The 12,051-nt window shown below is 46.7% G+C and carries 24 protein-coding genes and 1 pseudogene; 4 read left to right on the plus strand and 21 right to left on the minus strand.

Going from position 1 to position 12,051, the window contains the following annotated elements; translation table 11 throughout:
- The 5 genes from BM191_RS16100 to BM191_RS16120 all read right to left on the minus strand — a co-directional run.
- Positions 1 to 484 (minus strand): BRO family protein (locus tag BM191_RS16100; RefSeq protein WP_092880174.1); only part of this gene is annotated, 484 nt, incomplete at its 3' end.
- 184 nt (positions 485 to 668) lie between these two features.
- The gene (locus tag BM191_RS16105) at positions 669 to 1,085 is read right to left on the minus strand and encodes a hypothetical protein (protein ID WP_143088852.1); all 417 of its coding nucleotides are present in this window, start codon (positions 1,083 to 1,085) and stop codon (positions 669 to 671) included.
- A gap of 85 nt (positions 1,086 to 1,170) precedes the next feature.
- On the minus strand, positions 1,171 to 1,656 hold the full coding sequence (locus BM191_RS16110; RefSeq protein ID WP_092880180.1) for a lysis protein: 486 nt from the start codon (positions 1,654 to 1,656) through the stop codon (positions 1,171 to 1,173).
- The gene (locus BM191_RS16115) at positions 1,653 to 2,174 is read right to left on the minus strand and encodes a lysozyme (protein WP_092880183.1); all 522 of its coding nucleotides are present in this window, start codon (positions 2,172 to 2,174) and stop codon (positions 1,653 to 1,655) included. The genes BM191_RS16110 and BM191_RS16115 overlap by 4 nt, the downstream gene beginning before the upstream one ends.
- A gap of 7 nt (positions 2,175 to 2,181) precedes the next feature.
- On the minus strand, positions 2,182 to 2,403 hold the full coding sequence (locus tag BM191_RS16120; protein WP_230479620.1) for an HP1 family phage holin: 222 nt from the start codon (positions 2,401 to 2,403) through the stop codon (positions 2,182 to 2,184).
- A 205-nt stretch (positions 2,404 to 2,608) separates the two neighbouring features.
- Between BM191_RS16120 and BM191_RS16125 the strand changes: the two genes are divergently transcribed.
- On the plus strand, positions 2,609 to 2,836 hold the full coding sequence (locus BM191_RS16125; protein ID WP_092880189.1) for a hypothetical protein: 228 nt from the start codon (positions 2,609 to 2,611) through the stop codon (positions 2,834 to 2,836).
- A gap of 181 nt (positions 2,837 to 3,017) precedes the next feature.
- Entirely contained in the window at positions 3,018 to 3,551 is a 534-nt protein-coding gene (locus tag BM191_RS16130; protein WP_092880192.1) for a hypothetical protein, read from the plus strand.
- Between the two features lie 321 nt (positions 3,552 to 3,872).
- On the opposite strand, the gene BM191_RS16135 is transcribed toward BM191_RS16130, so the two are convergent.
- From BM191_RS16135 to BM191_RS16210, 16 genes are all read right to left on the minus strand, one after another.
- Positions 3,873 to 4,496 carry a hypothetical protein gene (locus BM191_RS16135; RefSeq protein WP_092880195.1) on the minus strand — a complete coding sequence of 208 codons (624 nt, stop codon included), beginning with the start codon at positions 4,494 to 4,496 and terminating at the stop codon, positions 3,873 to 3,875.
- Positions 4,493 to 4,855 carry a RusA family crossover junction endodeoxyribonuclease gene (locus BM191_RS16140; RefSeq protein WP_092880198.1) on the minus strand — a complete coding sequence of 121 codons (363 nt, stop codon included), beginning with the start codon at positions 4,853 to 4,855 and terminating at the stop codon, positions 4,493 to 4,495. The genes BM191_RS16135 and BM191_RS16140 overlap by 4 nt, the downstream gene beginning before the upstream one ends.
- Positions 4,852 to 5,133 (minus strand): hypothetical protein, encoded by a 282-nt coding sequence (locus BM191_RS17325; protein WP_092880201.1) that lies wholly within the window; start codon positions 5,131 to 5,133, stop codon positions 4,852 to 4,854. Before BM191_RS17325 ends, BM191_RS16140 begins: the two co-directional genes overlap by 4 nt.
- A gap of 286 nt (positions 5,134 to 5,419) precedes the next feature.
- Positions 5,420 to 5,707: a MarR family transcriptional regulator gene (locus tag BM191_RS16155; RefSeq protein WP_092880207.1), complete on the minus strand. Its 288-nt coding sequence runs from the start codon at positions 5,705 to 5,707 to the stop codon at positions 5,420 to 5,422.
- Positions 5,704 to 6,294, minus strand: coding sequence for an MT-A70 family methyltransferase (locus tag BM191_RS16160; protein ID WP_092880211.1), 591 nt, complete (start codon positions 6,292 to 6,294; stop codon positions 5,704 to 5,706). Before BM191_RS16160 ends, BM191_RS16155 begins: the two co-directional genes overlap by 4 nt.
- On the minus strand, positions 6,291 to 6,752 hold the full coding sequence (locus tag BM191_RS16165) for a recombination protein NinB (protein WP_092880214.1): 462 nt from the start codon (positions 6,750 to 6,752) through the stop codon (positions 6,291 to 6,293). The genes BM191_RS16160 and BM191_RS16165 overlap by 4 nt, the downstream gene beginning before the upstream one ends.
- On the minus strand, positions 6,721 to 6,903 hold the full coding sequence (locus BM191_RS16170; protein ID WP_092880217.1) for a hypothetical protein: 183 nt from the start codon (positions 6,901 to 6,903) through the stop codon (positions 6,721 to 6,723). The genes BM191_RS16165 and BM191_RS16170 overlap by 32 nt, the downstream gene beginning before the upstream one ends.
- A complete protein-coding gene (locus BM191_RS16175) occupies positions 6,900 to 7,181 on the minus strand; it encodes a hypothetical protein (RefSeq protein WP_092880220.1) in 282 nt (93 codons plus the stop codon). Before BM191_RS16175 ends, BM191_RS16170 begins: the two co-directional genes overlap by 4 nt.
- A 1-nt stretch (position 7,182) precedes the next feature.
- Positions 7,183 to 7,377 (minus strand): hypothetical protein, encoded by a 195-nt coding sequence (locus BM191_RS16180; protein WP_092880223.1) that lies wholly within the window; start codon positions 7,375 to 7,377, stop codon positions 7,183 to 7,185.
- Positions 7,374 to 7,568, minus strand: coding sequence for a hypothetical protein (locus BM191_RS17330; protein WP_092880226.1), 195 nt, complete (start codon positions 7,566 to 7,568; stop codon positions 7,374 to 7,376). Before BM191_RS17330 ends, BM191_RS16180 begins: the two co-directional genes overlap by 4 nt.
- Positions 7,565 to 8,911: a replicative DNA helicase gene (locus BM191_RS16190; RefSeq protein WP_092880229.1), complete on the minus strand. Its 1,347-nt coding sequence runs from the start codon at positions 8,909 to 8,911 to the stop codon at positions 7,565 to 7,567. The genes BM191_RS17330 and BM191_RS16190 overlap by 4 nt, the downstream gene beginning before the upstream one ends.
- Positions 8,908 to 9,795, minus strand: a complete 888-nt coding sequence (locus tag BM191_RS17470; protein ID WP_092880232.1) for a replication protein — start codon at positions 9,793 to 9,795, stop codon at positions 8,908 to 8,910. Before BM191_RS17470 ends, BM191_RS16190 begins: the two co-directional genes overlap by 4 nt.
- The gene (locus BM191_RS16885; protein ID WP_177203364.1) at positions 9,779 to 9,937 is read right to left on the minus strand and encodes a hypothetical protein; all 159 of its coding nucleotides are present in this window, start codon (positions 9,935 to 9,937) and stop codon (positions 9,779 to 9,781) included. Before BM191_RS16885 ends, BM191_RS17470 begins: the two co-directional genes overlap by 17 nt.
- An 8-nt stretch (positions 9,938 to 9,945) precedes the next feature.
- A complete protein-coding gene (locus tag BM191_RS16200; RefSeq protein ID WP_092880235.1) occupies positions 9,946 to 10,479 on the minus strand; it encodes a beta clamp domain-containing protein in 534 nt (177 codons plus the stop codon).
- Positions 10,480 to 10,510: 31 nt separating this feature from the next.
- Positions 10,511 to 10,846, minus strand: a complete 336-nt coding sequence (locus BM191_RS16205; RefSeq protein ID WP_092880238.1) for a hypothetical protein — start codon at positions 10,844 to 10,846, stop codon at positions 10,511 to 10,513.
- 108 nt (positions 10,847 to 10,954) lie between these two features.
- A complete protein-coding gene (locus BM191_RS16210) occupies positions 10,955 to 11,164 on the minus strand; it encodes a helix-turn-helix transcriptional regulator (protein ID WP_092880241.1) in 210 nt (69 codons plus the stop codon).
- Positions 11,165 to 11,231: 67 nt separating this feature from the next.
- On the opposite strand from BM191_RS16210, the gene BM191_RS16215 reads away from it, so the two are divergent.
- Both BM191_RS16215 and BM191_RS16220 read left to right on the plus strand, forming a co-directional pair.
- On the plus strand, positions 11,232 to 11,672 hold the full coding sequence (locus BM191_RS16215) for a helix-turn-helix domain-containing protein (protein ID WP_177203365.1): 441 nt from the start codon (positions 11,232 to 11,234) through the stop codon (positions 11,670 to 11,672).
- A 198-nt stretch (positions 11,673 to 11,870) separates the two neighbouring features.
- Positions 11,871 to 12,051 (plus strand): annotated as a pseudogene (locus tag BM191_RS16220) (hypothetical protein); the annotation flags it as partial.

Below are 12,051 nucleotides of genomic sequence, written 5' to 3' on the forward strand. Positions count from 1 at the left end.
TTTTCAAATGACCCTTGCGAATTGTCATTCTTGAACTTCCCGGCCTGCCAAAAGTTTCAAGTGACCATTCGTTAACCCTGAAAACCCTGTTTTGCATTTCTCCTACTGCCAAATCCTTTAAACTTCCCATGTCCAGCAATGAAAGGTTTGGCTGAGTCTCTTTTTCAATGAGATCAAGTAACCAGCGACGAAGTGATTTAGCTACTTTGGTTTCTGCCAGCATTCCAAGCAAGTGTGCGCCGCGAGGCGAAAATATTCTCGCTCTGTTATACTGCAACTTATTGTTTTTATTACGAGAGGTCACAGTGACCACTCGCGTCATCTCTGCACTGAATTCATCTTTATTTCTGTTGTAAAGGCGGTTTACTGATTTTTCATCAGCATATTCGAGCAATTCAGCCATGTTTGCGCTCGTAAACCATATCTTTCCGTCTCCGTTATCAAATGGCACAACAGAGTGGTTTTTAAATGTCAATTCTTTCATCGTATTTCCTTTTGGGGATATGCGTCAGTTCTCGTAGATATGGACAGCCCAAGAGCGGCACGATGAAAGCCACCGTCCTATCTCTGCCACATATCCCGAAAAAGACTCTTGATTTAAATGCGCACGAGAATGCGCGTGGATTTACTGCATAAAAAGGCCCCGCTAATGCGAGGCCAGTTTAATTTCAGACGGGTTGTAAGACGGCCATTATCCTGAGTGTCAGCTCACCACCATTTTCAAACATGGTTTTTATCTGGTTTTCTGTATCCGTTAAAAATCCATACAGTCCATTTTGCTTAACATTTGTAATGAAGGGTCTTACTGTCGCCTGGAATGAACGCAAAGACGGATTAACGTACGGAACGGGATAAAGATGCGTTTCATCCCCTGTTTGCTGGGTAGAGAAGCTCAGGGTAATTTGTGCAGGCATGTACTCAAATATCACATTTGATGGTATGCACGAGATGTAGAGACTGACAAGATAATTCTGATCTTCAATCACTCCCTGATTTCTCAGCATCAAGTCCGTACTTTCAAGTGTAAAAGTTAATCCGCTCGCTTTATTAAAGTATACTGTTGAATCTGTAATTATTGCGCTCAATTTATAAACCTCTCTATTAAATACGGATCGGTGACTACATAAAAAAAAGGCCGCCGATTGGCGACCTCTTATTTCGGTTCAGGCGTTACTGCGTTTTTTCAACGTTCTGTATTGCCCTGATATAGTCCTGAAGCCCGTTTATTTGTTTTTCTGCTGTTGCGATTTGCTCTCTGAGACGAAAATAATTTTGTTCAGCGTCTGCTGTAACGGCGGCGGCGGAAGCATCAGCCACGCCGCTGGCGCGGGTAGCGTCGGACACTCGCTCACATGTTGCGTTGACGCGCAGCCGCTTAGCGCCGCTGGCAACATCACGCTGCAAGTCATCAATGGTATTTTTCGCATCGTCCAACTCTTTCGTATATTTCGCGTCGATAGCTGCTACTGATAGCTGCTGGCGCTGCATGTGAGTGATAGTGCTCAGCCTGGAATCTGCCAGTTGTGCAAACTCATGCTGCTTATTCAATGCCGCAAGATAGTTATCCCGATAATATGATGTCAATCTGCATGCAACAGTTGTTACTACGATTAGCAAGCCAAATATCATAGTTTTAGCGCAAAACGGGAAACTCATTTCAATCCTTCCAGGCACAATGCCTCAGACTCAGCACGCCGGGTAACCAGTCCGTTTAGTTTTTTCCCGTTGGCATATACCCAGCGTGGCAGCTCATTACATGCCGCGACTAACTTCCCCTGTCGGAATAAACGGAACATTGTTGATTTCTGCATGGTCGGGCAGCCCACATTGAACGTGATTTCTACGGCGGCGGAAAATGTATTCTCCGGCAGCTTTGCACCGTTGGCATAACGATTAACGCACCGCTCGGCGTCGAGGATGTTCTTTTGCCAGTCAGCGGCAATCTGCTTATCCGTTTTACGGGCGCCGGGCTTAACGCCGTGAGTATTGCCGATACCATCGGTCAGAATACCGGCCGGACAGTGATACGGGTCGCGCCTGCACCCTTCAGCATTGCCAATAAGCTCAAGACCCCGCTGATTGGTGCGGACCTGGCCTTTGTCAATAACCAGCCCGATAATCACCGCCACGGAACAAATGCCACCGGCAAGACCCGTTTTGATTTTTCCTGACATCGTGGCCTCATTCGTTCATCGCGCGATAAGCGGCTTTTGCTTTTGCTTTGTCATAACCAACAGCCGTTAACTTATTAACCAGCTTGCGCTTGTAGTACCAGTTGATAACAAATGTGCCGATCGCAACGACAATACCCACCATTACCGCCCAGTCCTGTAAAGTCATCGCCCCGGCTGCGGTTAGCATCGATGCGACCCAGTACGATAGCTGGGAACTGTATTTGTCCATTCTCATTATCCCAACCCCCGCACGGGTGGCTGTCAGTTGAAAGAAAAGCGCCGCTGCCACAGTAGTTAAGCTGTGTGTTTGCAGTGAATGGCAGGGCGCGAAATATTTAGTGATTAGCTAAAAAAAAGCTTGCACTGTAATCATATTTCGATTACATTAGTCACATCGAAAGGCAATCATGCCAATAGCAAAAAAGGAATTAAAGATGAACGCTTTTGAAATCTACGATGCCGCATTTGACTCCGCTAATGACAACATCGAATACACCGCTCACTACGTAAAACAGTATGCAGAGGGCGCATTAGATGTCTTTCTCAGTGATGAAATAGCTAAAGAAATCGCTGATTGCGCTATAAAATTCAGGGATAACGGTAACGGCACCAACGACCTGTATCATTTTGTAGAAAAGCCACTGAGTGAAATTGAAATCTGATGCCCTTAAGTGAATATATAGCCGCCAGATATGGCGGCAACCAGGCCGGGTTCGCCCGCGCTATGGGCGTTAATCGCCAGCAAGTGACTAAATGGCTTAATGATGGGTGGATCGTCTCCGGGAACTGGATTTACAGCCCCCGAAGAGAACTGCCTAAGTCCTGTTAATTTCCGGTGCAAAAATGTCCAAAAAAGATAACGAAGAACAAAAACTGGCTTACGTCGAAGCGCTAAAGTTAGCCGATGTTAGCAGAGACATGCTCAAGGTATTGCACAAAGTTAATGATAACACTCTCGACAAATGGCTGTACGTCCCTGACCGATACCCCCCTTTCAGGGCTTGCTGGGAATTGTGGATGTACATCCGCCGACGCCGGGAGGCAGTCGCCCGCCCTTTGCAAACGCTCATTCATCGTTCGATAACTCGTGCAGACGATGCAAGCAAGAAAGCCGGGCCTGTCGATAAGAAAAAGAAAATACATAATGTCGAGGGCAAATGGAGTCGTGATAATTTCCCCATCAGAACTTATCTCGTTAACGGGAAGCTGCTTTCAATTAAAGAAGCGGGGGATGAATTAGGCTACCCTCGAGATAAGCGTGGGATGTCAAATCTTTATTTTAGACTAAGAAGAGAAGGTATAAATCCTGGCAGCGACATTACTGATTTGAAATACAAGCCGCGCGGTGGATCGCAGAAGAAAAAGTTGAAAAAGTGATGATGATCGCATATACCGAAAAAAACTGAGTGGCTAAATATACCAGCTTGACAAAAGCCCCGCGCATTTCTGCCGGGGCTGTTACCTTCCGTTCGCTACAGACTGGACTCAAGATTAAACAAATAACGGAAGGTGATTATTTTTTTACAATATCGCTTTTACGTTGTCAACACCCCGCCAGAACCCCGCCTGGAAAGCAAAAAGCCCCGCACATTTCTGCCAGGGCTTCTTTTTTCGATTTGGCGCTCAGTTCGCTTTGCTTCCCGAGCATGCCTGTATTTAGCCAGGTTTATTGCCCAATGTCTTTAGCATTTAGTGCTATTACACAATTAATACAGAATACTCCTTCTCCATCTCTCGCTTAACGGCGTAATACAATTCTCCTTCGAGGATTTCTGACGCCCATTCCATTCTACTACGCGCCTCTTTTTGTGTAATGCCAGTGAAGTAAATAAGTGACTGAGAGATGTTTTGCGCGCTCTTGCATTTGCAGTAGCGTAATCTGGCTAAAGATCGGATTGGGTTGTCGCGTCCGAATGTCTTTACAATCACAGACTCCATGAACGCCGCATCATCTGATTCTTTGGCGAGAGCGATGATGTTGGCCGTGGATGATTGAGGAATAAGGAGATCACGAGCTTTGCGGTAAAGATCATCACCTCGCCAGCCATCGCAATAAAGCTGCGTGACTATTTTCTCTATCTGCCGGGATTTCTGTTCGCTCCATTCGCATCTCAGCATCAACCTGCCGATTACGTTAATTTCCCCCCTTTCATATTCGTCGCCGGACAGGTGATTTCCCCACACAGTCAGTAAATGGCGTACCCAGACCTGCTGAGATTTATTGATTGATTTCCAGCCTCGTCCGAACAGTCGGCGCATTTCAGCACTACTGCGGACGCCAGCCAGCCTGACAATTTGCTGATAATCCCGTTCTATTCTCATGCTGACTCCAGTTCAGTTATCGTTACCTCCAGCGATCCGCCTTTCACCTGCACCCCGCGTCGCACCCTGAAATCATCAATCTGTTCGTCGTCAGCCATAAACCCTGCGTGAACCAGCGAATCAAATACGGCTTTTTGCAGGTTGTCGAGGTCGCGGCGGCGCTTGTCAGGATGGTTGGCGATGATCGAGATTTTGAGACGTGCGGTGGTGTTGATGTTGAGGTGTTGCTGCTGGATTATGCTGATGATGTCTTGCCGGTACTTCGTGCCTTTGGCGCTGATGTAGTGTCGCCCTCTGCAATGTCGCCAGTAGGTATTCACCGTTGGTGGCCAGGGTAGAGTTATTCTGTATTCGCTCATTGCACAGTTAGCCTCCCTTCCCTGCTGAGTTTCTGCAAAGTCAGGACTATCGCCCTGTCCATTTCATGGCGGCGTTCGTCTCTGGACATATCTTTGCCATTATCGATTCTGGAATGGCACTCAGGGCAGAGCGCAGCGGTAAGGCTGTCGTCTACTTTAAGACCTGTCCCTTTCCCCTCGTTGCGATGTGCCGCCTGTACCCCATATGCACCGCAGAGGACACAGCACTCTATTTCCCTGACAGCCTTTAACCACTTAGGACTCCGGTAAATCATCATCCCCTCCCATCATTTCGTAGAAATCGGCGCAGTCCTCACACAGATACGTTTCAACCTCTGAAAGAGCCATTCCACACCCTGCGCAATCTCCGTAATCAGGTTCAGTCATGTTCAGTTCCAGATTCTCTGTTGATATCTCCTGTCCTGCTTTGGCTCACGCTCAGAAAATGGCAATAGCGCACTGACCAGCCATAGTTTGGGATCGGCTGCTAGTGATTTCTGTGTTTGTATGTTGCGGGAGGCGTATCGTGACAGGAGTTCGTTGGCGGTGTCGGTGTCTAGCGGCTCATGCGTGAACCAAGTTTTTTTCACGCCGAAGCTCTCTTAAAATGTTATTAAGCTCACACAGACGACGACTTATACCGAATCCTTTCGGCGCGTCTGCACTCAGATAGACATAGCGATCGTAGCACGCCTGATCTTTCTCTTTAACGACCAGTCCTGCTGCTTGAAGTTCTCTGAGTGCGCTTGATACAGTTGATTTTTTAAAGCCTGTCTTTTCTACTATTTTTTCAATTCTGTACGCCATTCCGTATGACAGTAATTCTGTTATTGCTTCTCTGGCTTTTTTCATGCTGCACCACTGATTTGTTTTTCGACTGCTACACCAGGATGAAGATCGAACGCGTTGTCACACTGATTACCCCACATATCCCAGCCCGGAACAAAGTCGCGACTGAACAGCTCACATCGCGGTACGTCGCCCAGCAACCTGATCAACAGATCGCGAAACGCTGGAGGCTTTGCACTGTGTCCCATTCGTGGCGCGGTGACGTGCTGGCAGATTGAAGCATCCAGGCGCTCCGGTAATTTCCCTCGCACAGCAAACAGGCAATCTTCACTGTTGGCGCGGGTCATATGGCCCATACCGATAGCGGAATTTCCTTTGCGTCGGTTCGTCTTGTGCCAGGTGAAACCCTTCATCGTCATCAGCCTGAAATCCCACGACCCTACAACTTTCATCGCCTCTACTGGCTGAGTCGGCACCCACCACATAGCCAACAGACATGATTCAGGATCGGCTAAATCCCACACCGGCAGGCGGCAAATATCAGCCAATGTCATGGTCTGGTATTTATGCCCCACTCCGCGCTTGCCATCGTTGGCTTTATCCCGGTAGGTCCACGGAGGATCAGCGTAGATCAGTCGGTATTTTTTCATGATGTTTTCCTGTTGTTTTCTCCCCACCTCTGCGCCCACTCAATGCGCTGGCGGGATTCTTCGCTAAACCTGACGCCCTGCTCTGTGCCGAACCAGTAAATCGCCTCGATTACCTCTACCATCTGAGCTACACGCATTTTGCTGGTGCGCTGACCGAACATCACAACACCGCCGCCTATGCCAGGGGCTGTCCTCTGCTCCTGCTTTTTCATTTTTGCTACCAGAGCCGTTATGAGGTCTTTCCAGTCGTCCTCGTCGTATTTCTTTCCGAACCAGCTCACCTGCTCAGCCAGATCATGCAGCAACGGCCACATTTTGCGGTTTTGTGATAGGGAGCGCTTAGGAGGAGATACTTCGATTTCTATTGGCTTGCTGGGATCTGTCGGAAGGCTGGTAATTGCGTCTATAAGGTTTCGCCTCACTTGCTCATTTCTGAGAAAGAACGTTTGTTTCTCCATATTCACACTCCATTTCTGCGCGCTCCTGCCATGCTTTCCACGCTATTGATTCTGCAAACTGAATTATTAATTTGGCGTGCAGATCTTCGTTGTAATCAGAATAAAACCATCGTTCAAAAGCTTCACGCTCAGTGTTTTGTTGGTCGGTCATTCCTCTTCTCCGCTATAAACTGTCCATTTACCAATACCGTCCCACCGTCCAAGCCTATTACTCATTGAATCAAAGTCTCTGCCAAAGAGGTGGAAATTACTCATCCAAATATGTGCCCAAGTTTTAGCAGGCTTGACAACTGAGTGCTTTCGGCTTATTGCCCAGTACCATCGGGTTATGCTTGTAGCCTCAAGAGTGGGTAATAAAAGACAGTTCCAGGTGAGCCATGCAGCAATGACAATGTTCAGCATAATTCCTGTCCAGGCGAAGTAAGCCATCTCACCCTCCCTTCAGTGTGGTTTGTGTCATCGCCTGAAGTGATGACCAATCGGCGCCAATCCATTCGCAAGCGCGCTGCATGTCGTCTTCAGGTATTATGCGGTTTCCGTCACTCAGCAGCAGAACTTTGATAGTCAAATCCGGCGCCAGGGTGATTTCACTTTCTGCTACTACCGTTGTTAAATTTCCATTCACTGAATAAACCTCCATCCGAATTTGACGATGGCTATTGGCCCAAAGCCGAAAATTAACCACATCATACTTGCGCTAAACAATCCACCGAACGCGTCTGAACCTTCCTTGAATAACTTTGCCATTAGAGATAGGCACATAAAAAACCAGAACAGCATCCACCCCGTGCCGATGATTTTAGCGATAAGCATCATCCACCCCGCCAGTCATTAACAGTCTTAAATTGCTTTTGCTTGTTGTCAGAATACAGATGCGCAACTTGCGTTTGATCGATATTCACGAAATGGCCTTTGTTCCAGCCCATAAAGAAAGTTCGTGGTTGTCCAGAACGGTATTTACCGATGATAATTTCGGCAACGCCTCTCATCTCACTGTTTTTGTTATAAACTTCATCACGGTACGGAAAGATGATGACATCAGCATCCTGTTCAATAGAGCCTGATTCTCTCAAATCGCCAAGATTCGGACGTTTATCAACTCGTGACTCTGGCCCCCTGTTTAGCTGCGAAAGCAGGATTACAGGAACTTTTTGTCGCAGACAAAACTGTTTTAACTTCCCAGTTATTTCAGCGATCGCGGTATGAGGCGCGGTGTCTTTGGGTCGTTTAATCAAAGTCAGATAATCGATCGCCAGAAAACTAAGCCCCGCGTCTGCGTTCATCCGTTCTGCTTGTGCGATAATTTCATCGACACTGAAAGAGCCTGATAAAACGTGATTATTTTCATCAAGCAGTGTACCCGTTGCCGCTGTCAGTCTCGTGTATTGCTCGTCAAGCATGTTGAGTGGGTTGCGTAAAAGCTCAAGCGAGAGTCCGGCGCGATCGGCAACATGTCGCTCAACTATCTGCATATCAGACATTTCCATCGATATCAGCAGCCCTTTCCCATTCTGCCGACCGATCGAATTCGCAATATTAACTGCCAGCTCTGTTTTACCCATGCCTGGGCGAGCCGCGATGATGATTAAATCCGTGCGATCAAAGCCGCCGTAAGCTTCGTCAAGTGGAGTAATTCCGGTCTGAAGATAAAGCCCTGATTCTGCGCCTTTCATCCGTCTGTCCAGCACGTCCAGATAGTCACCGAGCATATCCCCGATTCGTCGCGGGAGCCGATCTGACGTCTCCAGTTTTATCCCGCCGATGATATGCGCGACTTCTCTAGCTATGTCGTCGGCATTGTGAACTGATGCGTTTTCCAGCAGATAAATTGCCCGTGTCATATCAGCAATGGCTTTCCGCGACATCCAGTTCCGGCGAACACGTTTAGCCCATGCGCGGATATTTGCGGCGGATATCTGGCGCTGAAATACATCAAGAACGAAACTTTTTGTTTCTTCTCGCACTCCGTTTTGCACGCTGAAAACGTCCACTGGCTCAGCTTTGTCCAACAGTGATGTGATTACCCGATACATGCTGCGTAGATGCGCATTTTCAAACGCTTCAGATGGTAATTTCCCTGCAATTTCCCGGCAGTCGATGTGATCGCCTTTGAGCATCATTGCGCCGATTAGAAGCTCTTCAGTTTCGTAACTGTTCATCCTGCATCCTCCGCTAGGATCTGGTCTATCTTTTCCTGCCTGAACGCGGTTTCAATGCCGTATTTTTTTCCTTCAGGGTTATTGCCACATGCCCAGGCTGTCGGCGTATAACCGAATTCGATATAGCCGTTCAGGATGCTGTCGATGTCCTTTGGTTCGCGCCCTATTTCGCGGCACTGCTTCAGGTACGAATGCCACAGGCGCTTCAGTCCGTTTTCGTGTGTGACGGTGACACTGAGGATTTTTGGAAGTCCATACTGTTCGGCTTTGCAGTTCCATGTGTCTTTGAAACGCTGGCGATCGAACTCAGGCATTTTCGCCTTTGAGTTGGTTCCTCTGGCTCCTGGATTTTTGCCCTTTTTCCCTGTGGTTAATTTTACATCAACATTACATCCCACTTTGTGGGTTTGGGTATTGTCTTTCTTTTCTTTTGTAATAGTGTCTTTTGTGTCCCCCTGTTTTGAGGGATTCGAATCCCCTAAATTGAGGGGTGTTTTATCCCCTGTTTTGAGGGATGATCCCCTATTTTGAGGGATGCACCATTCTGATATGTTTTTATTGGGGCCGAACATACCCCCCTGTTGCCTGATAAGCCCCATTCTGACTAGCTCTAGCTTAGTTTCGTTACACCGCTTAACAGGTAACTTTGCTATCTCAGCAATTTGAGAATCAGAAATCCTGTCCATCGGTTTATTCCATCCATAAGTTTTTCTCAAAATGGCCAGTAGAACTTTAAACTGACGCTTTGTTAAATCAGCTCCGGCGTATTCTTCAAGAAGCTCATTCGATAGCCTGGCGTACCCGTCATCAAGATCTGCCACGCGAACCTCCACGACTTCAAGATTAGGTCTAATCGGTGTTACTTTTTCATGCGCAAGATTCATTCTGAGCCTCCCTTTGATGCTTCTTTGACTCTTCAAACATCTTGCGAAGCTTCATGACAGCAAGCTGATTAAATCTGTTGAGGTAGTCGAGCCTGACAAGGTTTTTATGTACGCCAGTATGGCGATAGCTCTGCTTTTTCATATCACCTCCTACAGACGCATTGGCATAATTACAACACTGGCTTTCTCGAACGTGTTGCTCAGCTCAATGATTGCCGAAGAAGCATTGCCGTTTGGCCTGATGATTATGCCAGGCCATTTGGAGTTATAGAGCTTTGCGGCTTTTTCGATGTCGGATAAATATCCAGCGTTGAAACCTATTTCAGAAACTGGATCATTACCATTTGGAATAACGCGATTAATGTCAGGGTAGCGACCATCTACCTTGCGAACCATCGCCACGGCGACACCCTCTCCATGCTCATCGCAATAAGTCAGAATTCCCGTATCCATGTCGATTTCGGCGTAATCAAATCGGGTAAATCGCGGTCCTTTAATCTGAACGATAATGTTTTCTGTAACGTCTTCAGATTGATGCTCACCAATGAAAGCCCGATGCCCATCTGTCGCATACAATTTCCCATCTGGCGCAAAACAGATGCCGCACAGGTAATAGCGCGGGTCAATTTTTGCCTGAAAAATCATCGCAGACAATAAGGCTCTTTTGCTTAACTTCAGAATCATGTTAATATTTCCTCAGTTCAATAACATTTAATCAGGCCTCGAACGTTCCAGCGTCCGGGGCGTTTTCTTTTGTCATTTCAAGTTGCAACTTCGCGAACTCCATCGCTGTCGTCATAAGCCACCTGTACTGCTCAAGAGGCATTTTCTTTTCCCCGCGCATAACGAAATCCTCCACGCCGCAAGCGGCGAGAGTGTCCATAATTTCCGGGTATTTTTCTGTGCGTCTGAGTACTGTTGAGTCAGCGACGTTAAGCAGCTTTGCTACAGCGGATTGCCGTGTCTTTGACAGAGCATGATGAGCACTGGCGACAAGATGGCGGCTGATAAATGAGATTGTTTGTGATTTGCGTGTTGTTGCGTTTTCCATGAGTGATACTTGTCCATGTTGATTTTAGTGCGTAGCTAACCCGTGGGGTTTGCCACTGTTAGTGCTCGCTGCTAAACGAGCGGTTAAGTTTTGAAAGAGCAGTAAAAATTAAGCGGCGTCAGGTGGGAAAACGTCATCAATTCCGGCGTTAGCACCTTTTGAGTTCAGAATATTTACTAGCAGGCGGCATCCAGTGAGATCTAAACCTCTCCTGCCTCGCTCGTAGTGACTGATTGCTCCAGCTGTAAATCCAGCTAATGACGCAAGCTCATACTGTGTCATCCCGACCTTTCTCCGGAAATAACGTAGCTTGTTCATTTTTTTCTCCTTATGAAACCCTTTAAGTATACATATCGTATCCAAAAAGGCAATGGGAGTATACGAGATGTCACTCGATAATAATTTATACGTTTTGTATGATCGTCAGATGGGTAAACCGTGGCGTGAAATAGTTAAATCCCTGATGCGTGAACAGGGAATTACACAAGAAAAAATGGCAGAACACTTTGAGTTAACTAAAGGTGGGATAAGCCATTGGCTTAACGGAAGAAGAGATCCAGGGCTGCAAGAAATCACATCTATGCTGTCATTTTTGGGCGTCAGTAGTTTTGTTGTTTTAAGAGATGGAACAATTGAAGTTGATAAAGATAGTTCTCCAAAACTAGATAGTGATAATAAACATGAACATCAAGAACTTATAGATATATTCTCAGCATTGCCAGACGCTGAAGCTAAACGTTTCTTATCAGAGATGAAAGCACGAAAAGCTCATTTTGACGCCATCTTCGAAGAAATGTTAAAGAAGCGCCACGGTAAAGCATCATAGCAAAACGTAAATAAAATTAATGTGATCAGGGGCATGGCGGGGCTGGGTGTGTGGATGCGTGAGGCGGTGAGCTTGGGTAATGGTAGATCGCAGAGGAAAGGACTGTAATTTTTATAGCAAATGCCCATAATGTACTTTTGCGTGTATCTGGTAATAGATCAGGACAATTAATATTTCCCAGAGAGTTCCAAGGAAAAAATGACAACCGCAGAAAAGTTCTTGATTCAAAATGAAGCTGAATTCAATGCTTTCATTTCTTCGATGCTTGCAAGAAAAGATATTGATTCCGATGCATTTTGTTTCCCAGACGTAGAATTCAAAGGCTGGCCAAGCATTAGCATCAATGTTAAGGGTGATAAGAAAAGATATAGCTCATCCC

It is taken from the genome of Izhakiella capsodis (genome assembly GCF_900115045.1).
GTDB classification, from domain to species: Bacteria; Pseudomonadota; Gammaproteobacteria; order Enterobacterales; family Enterobacteriaceae; genus Izhakiella; species Izhakiella capsodis.

Excerpts from the sequence above, each read along its gene's own strand:
- BM191_RS16110 (WP_092880180.1), bottom strand. The coding sequence starts at position 1,656 with ATGAGTTTCCCGTTTTGCGCTAAAACTATGATATTTGGCTTGCTAATC.
- BM191_RS16115 (WP_092880183.1), bottom strand. The coding sequence starts at position 2,174 with ATGTCAGGAAAAATCAAAACGGGTCTTGCCGGTGGCATTTGTTCCGTG.
- BM191_RS16120 (WP_230479620.1), bottom strand. The coding sequence starts at position 2,403 with ATGGACAAATACAGTTCCCAGCTATCGTACTGGGTCGCATCGATGCTA.
- BM191_RS16125 (WP_092880189.1), top strand. The coding sequence starts at position 2,609 with ATGAACGCTTTTGAAATCTACGATGCCGCATTTGACTCCGCTAATGAC.
- BM191_RS16130 (WP_092880192.1), top strand. The coding sequence starts at position 3,018 with ATGTCCAAAAAAGATAACGAAGAACAAAAACTGGCTTACGTCGAAGCG.
- BM191_RS16135 (WP_092880195.1), bottom strand. The coding sequence starts at position 4,496 with ATGAGAATAGAACGGGATTATCAGCAAATTGTCAGGCTGGCTGGCGTC.
- BM191_RS16140 (WP_092880198.1), bottom strand. The coding sequence starts at position 4,855 with ATGAGCGAATACAGAATAACTCTACCCTGGCCACCAACGGTGAATACC.
- BM191_RS17325 (WP_092880201.1), bottom strand. The coding sequence starts at position 5,133 with ATGATGATTTACCGGAGTCCTAAGTGGTTAAAGGCTGTCAGGGAAATA.
- BM191_RS16155 (WP_092880207.1), bottom strand. The coding sequence starts at position 5,707 with ATGAAAAAAGCCAGAGAAGCAATAACAGAATTACTGTCATACGGAATG.
- BM191_RS16160 (WP_092880211.1), bottom strand. The coding sequence starts at position 6,294 with ATGAAAAAATACCGACTGATCTACGCTGATCCTCCGTGGACCTACCGG.
- BM191_RS16165 (WP_092880214.1), bottom strand. The coding sequence starts at position 6,752 with ATGGAGAAACAAACGTTCTTTCTCAGAAATGAGCAAGTGAGGCGAAAC.
- BM191_RS16170 (WP_092880217.1), bottom strand. The coding sequence starts at position 6,903 with ATGACCGACCAACAAAACACTGAGCGTGAAGCTTTTGAACGATGGTTT.
- BM191_RS16175 (WP_092880220.1), bottom strand. The coding sequence starts at position 7,181 with ATGGCTTACTTCGCCTGGACAGGAATTATGCTGAACATTGTCATTGCT.
- BM191_RS17330 (WP_092880226.1), bottom strand. The coding sequence starts at position 7,568 with ATGATGCTTATCGCTAAAATCATCGGCACGGGGTGGATGCTGTTCTGG.
- BM191_RS16190 (WP_092880229.1), bottom strand. The coding sequence starts at position 8,911 with ATGAACAGTTACGAAACTGAAGAGCTTCTAATCGGCGCAATGATGCTC.
- BM191_RS17470 (WP_092880232.1), bottom strand. The coding sequence starts at position 9,795 with ATGAATCTTGCGCATGAAAAAGTAACACCGATTAGACCTAATCTTGAA.
- BM191_RS16885 (WP_177203364.1), bottom strand. The coding sequence starts at position 9,937 with ATGAAAAAGCAGAGCTATCGCCATACTGGCGTACATAAAAACCTTGTC.
- BM191_RS16200 (WP_092880235.1), bottom strand. The coding sequence starts at position 10,479 with ATGATTCTGAAGTTAAGCAAAAGAGCCTTATTGTCTGCGATGATTTTT.
- BM191_RS16205 (WP_092880238.1), bottom strand. The coding sequence starts at position 10,846 with ATGGAAAACGCAACAACACGCAAATCACAAACAATCTCATTTATCAGC.
- BM191_RS16210 (WP_092880241.1), bottom strand. The coding sequence starts at position 11,164 with ATGAACAAGCTACGTTATTTCCGGAGAAAGGTCGGGATGACACAGTAT.
- BM191_RS16215 (WP_177203365.1), top strand. The coding sequence starts at position 11,232 with ATGTCACTCGATAATAATTTATACGTTTTGTATGATCGTCAGATGGGT.